The sequence below is a fragment of the Pseudobacter ginsenosidimutans genome, assembly GCF_007970185.1.
Classification (GTDB): domain Bacteria; phylum Bacteroidota; class Bacteroidia; order Chitinophagales; family Chitinophagaceae; genus Pseudobacter; species Pseudobacter ginsenosidimutans.
The window spans coordinates 4,386,595-4,399,165 of sequence record NZ_CP042431.1; the positions used below are offsets into that span (position 1 = coordinate 4,386,595).

7 protein-coding genes are annotated in these 12,571 nt (G+C 48.8%); 4 read left to right on the forward strand and 3 right to left on the reverse strand.

Going from position 1 to position 12,571, the window contains the following annotated elements; genetic code table 11:
• Positions 1-20 precede the first annotated feature (20 nt).
• The 3 genes from FSB84_RS17400 to FSB84_RS17410 form a co-directional block, all read right to left on the reverse strand.
• Entirely contained in the window at positions 21-3,233 is a 3,213-nt protein-coding gene (locus FSB84_RS17400; protein ID WP_130539199.1) for a choice-of-anchor tandem repeat GloVer-containing protein, read from the reverse strand.
• Positions 3,234-3,321: 88 nt separating this feature from the next.
• Positions 3,322-4,080 (reverse strand): LytR/AlgR family response regulator transcription factor, encoded by a 759-nt coding sequence (locus FSB84_RS17405; protein WP_130539200.1) that lies wholly within the window; start codon positions 4,078-4,080, stop codon positions 3,322-3,324.
• Between the two features lie 5 nt (positions 4,081-4,085).
• Positions 4,086-5,126, reverse strand: coding sequence for a LacI family DNA-binding transcriptional regulator (locus FSB84_RS17410; protein ID WP_130539201.1), 1,041 nt, complete (start codon positions 5,124-5,126; stop codon positions 4,086-4,088).
• Between the two features lie 265 nt (positions 5,127-5,391).
• Here FSB84_RS17410 and FSB84_RS17415 point away from each other — a divergent pair, with 265 nt between their 5' ends.
• The 4 genes from FSB84_RS17415 to FSB84_RS17430 are packed head-to-tail and all read left to right on the forward strand — an operon-like array spanning position 5,392 to position 12,571.
• Entirely contained in the window at positions 5,392-8,586 is a 3,195-nt protein-coding gene (locus FSB84_RS17415; protein WP_130539202.1) for a SusC/RagA family TonB-linked outer membrane protein, read from the forward strand.
• A 22-nt stretch (positions 8,587-8,608) separates the two neighbouring features.
• The gene (locus tag FSB84_RS17420) at positions 8,609-10,426 is read left to right on the forward strand and encodes a RagB/SusD family nutrient uptake outer membrane protein (RefSeq protein ID WP_130539203.1); all 1,818 of its coding nucleotides are present in this window, start codon (positions 8,609-8,611) and stop codon (positions 10,424-10,426) included.
• A gap of 22 nt (positions 10,427-10,448) precedes the next feature.
• The gene (locus tag FSB84_RS17425; protein WP_207234175.1) at positions 10,449-11,816 is read left to right on the forward strand and encodes a pectate lyase family protein; all 1,368 of its coding nucleotides are present in this window, start codon (positions 10,449-10,451) and stop codon (positions 11,814-11,816) included.
• Between the two features lie 5 nt (positions 11,817-11,821).
• On the forward strand, positions 11,822-12,571 hold the full coding sequence (locus FSB84_RS17430; RefSeq protein ID WP_225979806.1) for a rhamnogalacturonan acetylesterase: 750 nt from the start codon (positions 11,822-11,824) through the stop codon (positions 12,569-12,571).

Genomic DNA, 12,571 nt, shown 5'->3' on the forward strand with positions numbered 1-12,571 from the left:
AGGGTCAGCGGTTCTTATCTTCATTGTTTGATAAACCTGGTCAGTTCCCTTGCTATGGCGCTCTGCAATACCAGTTGATAAGCTCCTGCGGGTAATCCTGTTACCGGAACAGTAATTTGCTGTTCGCCTTTTTGAACAGTTAACGACTGCTGCATCAACGTTCTTCCCTGCATATCGATAATGAACATACGCAGTTGTTCCATTTTGGGTGAACTGATCTGCATCACCAGCTGAGAACCTGTTACAGGGTTTGGCATTACTTTCACCTGCAGGTTGCCGGGGATGGAGCGGTTCAGTTCGATGATGGAAGAATATTCTGCCGTTGCATCAGGCTCTTTGATCTGTAAACGGTACCATGCTTTTCCTGAAACAGGATGCTCGTCTTTGAATTTGAATGGCGTATTGCAATCTGCCTGGCTTGCCCACACGATACCAATGGAACTGTAATGGACGCCATCTGTACTTCTTTCCACTGAAAAATCAACATCATTGGTGCAACTGGCTTTCCACTGCAGGAGATTATGATCAGGCTGTACAGTGCCTCTGAAATATTCCATTTTGATAGGCAGGGCCGTATAGGCTTTGCTGGCGAAATAAAAAGAAGAGAAACTGTTAACCTGGAAGCTATACACATAATCCAGTCCCCAGAAATCAGCAGTGCTGCTCAATGGCAAAGCTGTGGCCTTCACTGCTTTGCTGCAGGGATCATCATTCTTGAAAAGGGTAAGGTCTGTATGGTTGTTGATGCCTGAACCTTCTGTGGCTTTCAGTACATCGAGCTCTGTTTTTTTCACGTAGATGCGCACACTAACCGGGGTTGCCGGAGTAAACTGGGTAGTGATGGTAACATTCCGGTTAAGGTAAAATCTTCCTGCTTCATCTTTCCGGGTTTCACCATCATGCGTGTACAGGCTGATCCTTACATTACCCAGCACATTACCATTGGCATTGATCTCGGCAACTGCTTTGCCTTCTTCATCGGTGAAGGGGATCCATTCAGTAGCATTTGCTGCATTGATGGTGGCGGGAGCAATGCCTTTGCAGGAGCCTGGTATTCCCGGCGCCACGAGGGCAGGCAGCACCAGCATTTCGTTGCCTTCGGGCAGTCTTCCGTTCTCACCGGTGAAATCATTCAGGTTCTTGAATTGCCCGTTCAACAAATCATATTCGAACATATTGCCGCCTTGATCCAGCAGTGGGCCACCCATCCTGGTAAGTCCGTACAATTTATTGTTGAAGACTGTTACACTATTCAGGCCCTGTGCATTGGCCGGAGGAATGAAAGGATGAAGATTGGCGAATGCAAAAGTATTGGGGTCATAAGTAAAGAGCGAGCCTACTGCATTGTTGGGGCCGTCAACAGCGGTCATGCCATAGAATTTGTTGTTATGCAGCGTAAGAGCATTACGTGTTCCATGACCGGATCCTATGCTGAAATGGTAGCGCACGATCATACCATTGTTGGCAGGATAATATTCAAACAGCGTACCCTCTCCATTATTGCCTCCTTTATTGGTTGTGCCGATCAGTTTGTTATTGTACACCATGAGCGGGGCGCCAGGTTCTGTACCAAATCCATCTCCCATTTGAACTTTCACTGTGTAAGTGCTGGTGGAAAGATCGTATTCGTATAAAACGCCACCATTGAAACTTCCTCCGTAACTGGTGGTGCCATATAATTTACCATTGTACACTGTGGGGTAGGAAAGGGGAATTGTACCCGTAACAGCAGTGAATGTATGTAAGATCTTGAACTGGTGATTGGCAGGATTGAACTCGAACAATATCCCGCCCGCTTCCTGCCTGACGGTGCCATAGAATTTGTTGTTGTATAAGATCAATCCGTTCTCATAACTTGGATGACTATTCGCAGCAGGCAAATGATACCTGTCTTTAAATGTTCCTGTTGCCATGTCATAGGAGAAGATCACACCTCTGTTGTTATACCCTCCCTTTGTAGTAATGCCGTACAATTCGCCCTGGTAGTATACCAGTTTGCCTGCGGGGTCATAGATACCACCACCATAATCGAACTTTCTCAATACGGCATTTTGATTTGGGTCATAATAAAAGATAGTGCCTTCATTGTAGTGGCCGCCATTGATGGTTTGTCCATATAATCTGCCTGCATATTCCATCAGGAAGCCATTGGGATCATCGCCCATATTATTACCGAAGTAAAACTTTGCATAGAAGGCATTATTTGCCGGATTGAATTCGAACAACATGCCTTTGCCGTTGGCGCCGCCTCCGGTAGTACCGATGATCCTGTTGTTGAACACTGTCAGCCCATAAAGTGAAGTGCCACTGATGGCTGTAAAATCGCCCCGGATGATTGCCTGGTTGGCGGCAGGATCATATTCGATCAGCTTACCTTCAGTGCCGGTAAATTCTTCGGTGTAGATACCTGTATAGATCTTATTGTTGTACACCACCATTGACCTGTTCCCTTTTGCCTCGAAAAGATCCACAAAGGAAAGCTTGGTGGTAGCTATATTGGTATTGGGATTGTATTCCACCAGGTTATCGCCGGTCAGGTAGAACCTGTTATTGTGTAACAGCATCTGCTGGTCATAACTGACACCGGGAATCACGTTGAAGGATAGTCGCTTGGAAATGGTGCCGGCAGCAATATCATAAGCATAGATATGTCCATAACCGTTATTGCCTCCTTCGCTGGAAATACCAAATAATCTTCCATTGTAATAGGTAAGGTCAGACATGGTGTAGCCGCCATCGGTTTCAGGAAAGATGTATTTCGATGTAAGACTTCCGGTGGCGGGGTCGAATTCTATCAGTTGTGCAGGACCTTTCCAGAAGCTGGTTTCTTTTGCCAGTACTCCATAGAGTTTGTTGCCTGCCAGGGTAAGCCTTCCTGTTATGCCACCGCCCTGAAGTGGGGCCAGGCTGGCAACGTTCCTGGTGGTATTGGCAACGGGATCATATTCAATGATCATCCCTCTGTCCAGCATTCCACCAAATTTCATCACCCTGTAGAATTTTCCATTGTACTCCGTGAAGCCTGTGTACGGGGATTTTCCCGGGTTCTTCACTTCGAACAAATGTTGGGTGGATAAACCTGTTCCATTGGAACGGGTGGAGAATATCAGTCCCTGGTCATCATTGCCACCGCGGGGAGTGGTACCCCAGAACTGGTAAATCCCCTGCGCATGGATGGCAGTGGATACAGCAATGATCTGCAGTAAAAAGAGGAAAGCGTATAACTTTTTCATAGCACCTGTTTAATTGCCTGCAAAATAGCAGGCTCCAACAGGGCTCAGTACCCGGTTTTAATGAATGGGTGATTTGATTTAACGGATACTATAAAGCGCGTCCGGACAGCAGTTGAAGCAGTTCTTCCTTTTTACGGGGAGAGATGGAAATGCTGGTGTCGTCGTTCATCACTACATAACCACCATCGGTTTTCAGGTAGCGTTTCACTTCTTTAAGATTAATGAGATGTGAGTTGTGCACCCGGAAGAATCCATGGTCCGCCAGTATCGATTCATATTCTTTCAGGTTCTTGCTCACCATGATCTTCCTGTTCTCTTTCAGGTAAAAAACGGTGTAAGCACCGTTGGCCTCCAGGTGCAGTACCGATGCGATAGGGATGAATTCAAGTCCTTCGGAAGTAGAAAGGCTGATGGTGTAATCCTGTTGTTGTTTCACCAGGTTTTGCAGCAGGTGCTGCAATTGTTGCTGTGGTTGTTTATTGTTGATCTGGCGGATGGCTTTCTGCACAGCGCTTTGAAGTTCCTGCACATCGATGGGTTTGAGCAGGTAGTCCACTGCACTGATGCGCAAAGCCCTGATGGCATATTGATCGTAGGCGGTGGTGAAGATCACCTGCGCGGAAGCTGAAGGACTTAGTTTCTGCAATATGTCGAATCCCGTTCCGGGATGCATTTCGATATCGAGAAAAAGTATCTGAGGTTGCAGCTGGTGAATGCTTTTTACTGCTTCATCAACAGTAGCGGCAGTTCCGGTAACGGTCAGTTCAGGACATAGTTCTTCCAGCAGGTTTTGCAACAACTCCCGGCTGCGGACCTCATCGTCGGCAATGAATGCGGTATACTTCAAGGCTTTTATTTTTTCTTTTTGGGTGCAGAGGAATCTCCGATCATCAACTGCGGAGTGAGTACGCGTTTCTCGAATTGCTTTATCGGCCTTTTACTTTCGATCAGTTGTAAAAGCAGTTCTGTGGCTGCCTGCCCGATCTCGTAGGCCGGCTGGCGCACCACGGTAAGCGATGGGTTCAGCAATTCTGCAATATCGGTATTGGAAAAACCAACAACGGCGATATCATCCGGTACGCGAAGGCCGCGGCGCTTCAGTGTTTTGAGCAGACCGGTTGTGAGTTTGTCGCTGGTAGTGAAGATCGCATCAGGTTTTTGCTTCAGGGTGAAGAGCCGGTTCACGGCATCTTCGATCTCCGAGAACACCATGCCGCCGTAAAAACAATGTTTGATATATGTATCGCTGGGGGTAATTCCGTTTGTGAGCAATGCTTCTTTGTAGCCGGCCAGCCTTTCGCTGGTGATATTGAGGAACTCTGAATTGGCGATGGCTGCAATGCGGCGGTAGCCATTCTTCACCAGGTGTTCCGTGGCTTCATAGGCGCCCTTGAAATTGTCTACGATCACGCTGTGCGTTTTGATCTCTTCCGTGATACGGTCGAAGAATACGATGGGAAGACCGCGCTCGTGCAGCGCCTTCAAATGGCTGATATCATTTGTTTCGGTAGACACGGAGATCAGCAATCCATCTACAGACCGGGAAGATAAGTAACGGAGATCGATCACTTCCCGTTCGTAGGATTCGTGGCTCTGTGAGATGATCACATTGTAGCCTTTGCTGTAGGAAATGGATTCGATGCCATTGATGATCTGTGAAAAGAAATTATTGGCCACTTCGCAGACCACCACGCCGATGGAGCGGCTGCGTTTTTCTTTCAGGCTTAATGCGATGGGATTCGGCTGGTAATTCAGCTTCTCCGCACAATCGAGCACCAGCTGTTTGGTTTCCTGGCTGATCTCATAACTATCCCGCAACGCTCTCGATACGGTTGACGTGGATAATCCCAGGGCCCGGGCAATATCTTTGATGGTTACTGCTTCAAATTTCATAAGCGGTCAATTGCGTTGGAACGCAGTTTACAGGAGTTAAATATACACTTTTTCGGCCGCCGTAAGATAGCAAGTTACTGCATGGCTGAGATCCGCAACTGACTGGCATCGTTGCCGGGAACGATTGCGTAAATAAAAAGAGGAAGGCAATGTTCAGGTATAAAAATATCTGACTAGCATTGAGAAGAGAAATAACTGTATCCGCGACACTTATGCAGTTAATGATTGACTGTTTTTTACGTTTGCTCAATATAAAAAAAGCCATATGAAGCACCTTTCTCTGCTGTTGCTCCTGGTTGCAGGGTTACAGACCATTTCATTGGCGCAGACCAACCAGATCAAAGGCCGGGTCACAGACGACAGTACCGGCGCTGCGCTATCCGATGTTTCTGTAACACTCCCGGGAAAAACCGGCGGCACCAAAACAAACGACAGGGGCGAGTTCACGCTGAACATCCCTGCCAACTCACCCGGGAAATTAACCCTGACCATCAGTCTTCTCGGTTATTCATCACAGACAGTTACTGCTGAACCAGGAAAAAACATCAGCATCTCTTTGAGCCGGACTGCCACCGCGCTTGAGGATGTGGTGGTGATCGGTTACGGAACTGTTCGCAGGCGCAATCTTACAGGTTCAGTTTCTTCCGTCAACTCCAAACAATTGCGCGATGTTCCCCTTTCCTCCGCTGCGGAAGCGCTCACCGGCCGACTTGCAGGCGTTCAGGTAACCACTACGGAAGGAGCGCCCGGAGCCGATGTGCTGATCCGTATCCGCGGAGGCGGCTCCATCACGCAGGATAATGCGCCTATCTATATCGTAGACGGTATCCAGGTGGAGAATGCCCTTTCATTCATCTCCCCGCAGGACATCGCGAGTGTGGACGTATTGAAAGATGCGGCCACCACTGCCATCTACGGCGCACGCGGCGCCAACGGCGTGGTGATCATCACCACCAAATCCGGCAAAGCCGGCAAAACACAGGTGAGCTATAACGGCTCATTCGGATGGAGGGAGATCGCAAAAAAAATGGACGTACTCAATCCATATGATTTCGTAATGTGGCAATGGGAGAGGAATAAGCTCATCCCCGATACCAGCTTCAGCCGTAATTACGGCTCTACCTGGGATACGATGAACGTATACAAGAACTCACCATTCATCAACTGGCAGGAAGAAGTGTTTGGAAGAAAGGCCGGCTACCAGAACCATAACGTCTCCGTGAGCGGAGGCAGCCAGGCCACCACCTTCAACCTCAGTCTTACCAGTAATAAAGAAGATGGTATCCAGCTGGAAACAGGATTCGACAGAAAGATTGCCAATTTCAAACTCGATCATAAGGCCAGCGATAAATTCAAGATCGGCTTCACCGCACGTTATCTCGATCAGCAGATCCAGGGCGCAGGCACCACCAATACCGGAACCCGCACCACCAACCGTCTTCGTCACAGTATCCAGTACAGACCCTACGAATCTGCCAATGCACCTTCCGTGGATGAATTCGATGATGAGCTCTACAGGAATTCCGGCAATATGGTGAACCCTGTATTGCTGACGCAGGCTGAATACCGCAGACAGTACACCAGGGCTGTGAACCTGAGCGGTTATGTTTCCTACAGTATCCTGAAGAATCTCGTTTTCAGGTCTACCATCGGTTTCGATAACAATAACCAGCGTACAGACCTGTTCTATGGAAAGATCACCAATACGGCGCGAAACAATTCATCCTTACCCGTGGCCAGCATTGCACAACAGAACTCAACTACCTTCAATATCTCCAACACACTGCAGTATTCCCTGCCAAAGTTCGGCGATCATTCACTGGATGTAATGGTAGCCCAGGAGATCTATGAAACGAAGGCGAAGACCAATACAACCGAAACAAGATATTTCCCCGCGGATATTTCACCAGACAAGGCGCTGGCCAATATGGGACTGGGTTCACCGCCTCCCGGCTTCCAGCAGCCCAGGCCAACCAGTAACGAAACGCCGCCCAGCCGCATCTTCTCCGTATTCGGAAGAGTGAACTACGACTGGAACAATAAACTGATCGCGCAATTCACATTGCGTGCAGACAGGTCCAGCAAATTCAAATACGATAATGGCCTCCTCATCTTCCCTTCAGGTTCCGTGGCCTATCGCCTGATCGAAGAGAAATGGCTCAGTGATATTGCCTGGCTTTCCGATGCCAAGATCCGCGCCGGATATGGTGTGGCTGGTAACAATCGTATCGGAGACCTGCTTTATATGCAACTCTATGGTGTAACCGGTGAATATGCGCTTGGTCATACCGTACTTCCCGGTTTTGCACCTCCGGCTTTGGCCAATACAGAACTGAAATGGGAGAAGACAGTATCCCGCAGTGTGGGCCTCGATCTCGGCTTCCTCAGCAACAGGCTGCAATTCACCGTGGATTACTACCATAATAAAGGCAATGACCTGCTGCTTTCTGTTGCCATCCCTCCAACTCTCGGTTATACATCACAGTTGCAGAACGTTGGTTCCACTTCCAACAGGGGATGGGAATTCCAGCTGAACGGTACACCTGTTCAGCGCAAAGATTTCTCATGGACTTCCAATTTCAATATCGCTTTCAACAAGAACAGGGTGGAAAGCCTCGGTGGCCTCAAACAACAGACCCGCAGTGCAGGCTGGCAGGGATCTGATGGCGCCGACGATTATCTTGTGAAAGTAGGAGAGCCCGTTGGCCTGATGTACGGATTTGTGAGCGATGGCATATTCCAGGTTTCGGATTTCGATTACAATGCTGGCACCGGGGCATATACGCTCAAGGCAGGTGTCGCCAACCCCAATGCCATCACCGGCCTGGTAAGGCCCGGTACCATGCGGATCAAAGATATCAACGGCGATGGCCGGATCACAAACGATTCAGACCGCGTGGTGCTCGGTAATGCAAACCCCAAATTCACCGGTGGATGGAACAACCAGTTCCAATATAAAAATTTCGATCTGAGTGTGTTCGTGAATTTCGTATATGGCAACGATGTATACAATGCGAATAAGATCGAATGGACAGACGCCAGCTTTCCGCATCTCAACATGTTGTCTGTGATGAAAGACAGATGGAGGAATATCGATGACAATGGCAACCTGGTTACAGATCCTGCGGAGCTGACCAAGCTCAACCCAAATCCAAAGATGTGGACGCCCAACAATGGCCAGCGCTACTTCCTCACCAGTTATGCTATCGAGGATGGTTCCTTCCTGAGGCTGAACAATATCACGCTCGGTTATACCCTGCCAAAAAAGATCAGCACCAAAGCAAGGATCTCCAATCTCAGGGTATACGGCACCGTTAATAACCTGCATACCTGGACAAACTACAGTGGATATGATCCTGAAGTAACAGCCAGGAGAACAGACCCACTGACGCCAGGGGTTGATTTTGCAGCCTATCCCCGCGCTGTTACCTGGGTGTTTGGCCTGAACGTTACATTTTAATAATTATCAAAAAGCTTTCTATATGAAAACCCGATTTTCTCATCTTCCCTTACTGTACCTGCTGCTGGTAATAACAGCGTTTGCAGGTGGCTGTAAGAAATATATGGAAGTGAAGCCGGTGTCGCAATACGATCTTAACCAGGCATTCTCAGATGTATCCAATGCCACCACAGCTTTGATCGGCGTGTACGATGAGCTGATGGGAGACAATGGCTACGGCATCCGCATCAACCTGTATTATCCATACGACTCCGATGATTTCATGACAACCGGCACGCTTGATAATGGCCGCCGCGGCATTGGAAGATACCAGTTGCTGTTTTCCAACAGTGAGATCCGCAACCCCTTCCTGCAAATGTATCGTGGTGTTGAAAAAGCAAATCTCTGCATCGAGCAGATCCCGTTGATGCCACAATATGAGAGCGGCACCGATATTGAAAAAAGGGACCTGAGAAGATTGTATGGAGAAGCGCTGGCACTGCGTGCTCAATACTATTACGAATTGATCCGCAACTGGGGAGATGTTCCTGCGCCAATGATCCCCGCATATCAGCAAAAGGAATTGTTCGTGCCCCGTTCCAACAGGGATTCAACATACGACAAGATCATTGCCGACCTGGAAACAGCCATCGGATTCCTGCCCTGGCGCACGGAAGTGGCGCCCAGAAATGAGCGTATCTCCAAAGGCGCAGCCAAAGCGCTCCGCGCAAAGATCGCACTCTTCCGTGGCGGCTACTCCCTTCGCAACGAAACCAAACAAATGGAACGCAGGCCCGATTACCTGAAGTACTATGAGATTGCCCGGGATGAATGTGCCGATATCATGGCCAGAAGAGATCAGCACGATCTCAATCCCGATTTCACCAATATCTGGAAAACACTCAGTGCATTCAGCCCCGACCCAAAAGGTGAGATCATTTTTGAAGCAGGTGCAGGAGGCGGTAATAGCAATTCCGACAGCCGCATGGCCAACTATGATGGTGTGCGTACGGATGCTGCTTCCCGTTATGGTCCGGGAGGTGGAGGTATCGCAGCGCTTCCGGTTTATTTCTATGCTTTCGATTCCATCGATACAAGAATTGAGTCCACATTCGGACTGTACCAGGTTCCTGCCAACAATATCAAAAGGCCGCAGGCCCTCACTTCCGTTACCAATGGCAAATACAGAAGGGATTGGCGCAATCCATTGCTGCCAGGTCAGGCGTTGAACGTGGGCTACAACTGGAGCTTTATCCGCTTTTCGGATGTGTTGCTGATGTATGCTGAAGCAGTGAACGAGATCAATGGCGCTCCCACACCAGAAGCCATCAGTGCTTTTGAAGAAGTGCGCAAGCGTGCTTACAGGGGCAATACAGATAAGATAGGTGTTACGCCCACTGATAAAGCAGGATTCTTTACAGCCATCGTACATGAGCGGAGACTGGAATTTGGCGGCGAAGGCATTCGCAAATATGACCTCATCCGCTGGAACCTGCTGAATGCAAAAATGAACCCGGTAACCGGCGAGATCCGCCAGGACCTCCGCGATCTCAGGGATGGTGCAGGCAAATATGCGAATGTGCCGGTAAACCTTTACTACAAAAATAACGGGGAAGAGTATGGTATCTATGGCTCATTGTACAAGCCAAATGAAGCCACGGCGCCTTCCGGCTATACCAGGGTGAACTGGAGGCAAGACCTGATCAGAACGGATAATATCCTTGATGTAAGCGTTGCCAAAGTGCATTATATCGATGGCATCGCCTATTTCTTCACACCCAACAAAAGCGAACTGTTCCCATTCGATCAGGCCACAGTGGATTCCTACCAGGGTAAGCTCACGCAGAACCCTGGATATTAGTAACATTCATGAACAACCGATAATGATGAAGTACCGTGTGAAACATACTTTCTTCCTGCTCCTGGGTTGCGCTGTTGTACTGGGCTGCAAGGCCCGGCAAGCGGCGGAACAAACTCTCTCTTCTGAAATCCCGGCCTTTCCCGGCGCGGAAGGTTTCGGGAAATTCACCACCGGGGGAAGGGGAGGGAAAGTGATACTGGTCACCAATCTCAATGATGCCGGCCCGGGATCCCTTCGCGAAGCCATCGACGCAAAATTCCCCCGCATCGTTGTGTTCACCATATCGGGCACCATCGCACTGGAATCGCCACTTAAGATCAGATATGGAAATATTACCATCGCCGGGCAATCAGCGCCCGGTGATGGTATTTGTATCCGTAACTATGTTTGCAGCATCACTGCCGATAATGTGATTGTCCGTTACCTGCGTTTCCGTTTGGGTGATGAACGAAAACAGGCCGATGATGCCTTCAATGGCACCGGCCATAAAGATATCATCGTGGACCATTGCTCCATGAGCTGGGCCGTGGATGAGAATGCATCTTTCTACAACAACGAGAATTTCACCATGCAATGGTGCATCATTGCCGAAAGCCTGCACCAGAGCGTGCATTTCAAGGGAGCACATGGATATGGCGGCATCTGGGGCGGCAAAGGCGCCAGCTTCCACCACAATCTGTTAGCACATAATACAAGCCGTAACCCCCGTTTCAACGGCGCCCGTTTCCTGAATACTGAAAATCCTGAAAAAGTGGACTTCAGGAATAATGTAATTGTGAACTGGTCCTTCAACAGCAGTTACGGCGGCGAAGGAGGTAATCACAATATGGTCAATAATTATTATGAGGCCGGTCCGGCTACACGCAAATCGGTCGCCAACCGCATACTCAATCCAGCTGATACCCCCAGCGGTAAATTCTATGTGACGGGTAATTTTGTAAAAGGATTTCCGGCTATTACAGCCAACAACTGGGCCGGTGGCGTGCAGGGGCCGCACTGGCGTGATGCCCGGACGGATCAACCCATTCCTTTTGTAAGCATCGGAGAGCAATCGCCCGAACGCGCCCGGGAACTGGTGCTGGCAAAAGCAGGAGCCAGTTACAAACGCGATGCTGTAGACACGCGCATCATCGATGGAATAAAAAATGGAAAAATGAATGATGGTCCTGAAAAGAATGGCATCATCAATTCGCAGACGGATGTAGGCGGATGGCCGGTATTGAAATCATTACCCGCTCCGGAAGATAAAGACCAGGATGGCATGCCGGATGAGTGGGAAAGAAAAAACGGACTGGACCCATCCAACGCCGCAGATGCTTCGGCTTTCAAACTCGATAAACAATACACCAATATTGAGGTATATCTCAATAGCCTGGTATACGATAAATAAATGTGATGATGAAAATATTGCTACCCTGTTGCCTGTTGCTGATGGCGTTCAGCCTGCAACAAAAGAAGAAACTCACCATTTTCCTGGCTGGTGATTCCACCATGTCTGTGAAAGAAACAAAAGTGTTCCCCGAAAACGGATGGGGAATGCCCTTTGTACATTTTTTCGATAGTACAGTTTCAGTAGACAATCGTGCAAAAAATGGAAGAAGCACCAAAACATTTATCTCTGAAGGTCACTGGCAGCGTTTGATCGATGACGTGAAAGCAGGCGATTTTGTTTTGATCCAGTTCGGCCATAACGATGAAGCCAAAGAAAAACTGGAAAGATATACTACACCCGATGAATACCGCGCCAATCTCACACGCTTCATCAGCGAGACCAGGTCCAGGGGCGCAACACCTGTAATCATCACGCCTGTATCCCGCCGCAGGTTCGATTCTGCCGGCAATGCCATTCCCACACACGAAGCCTATTCTCCGCTGGTGAAAGAAATTGCGGATGCGCAGAAAGTAAGTTTTATCGATCTCGATACCAAAAGTCGCGCCCTTTATCAGCAGTTCGGAAAAGAAAATTCAAAATGGCTTTTCCTCCAACTCGCTCCGGGCGAACATCCCAACTATCCCAATGGCAGGAATGATAATACACATTTCAATGAGCTCGGCGCCAGGCTGGTGGCACAACTGGTGCTGGCCGATCTGAAAACGCTGGAACCCGAACTGGCATCCAGGATCGTAGTGTCACAAATCAAATAA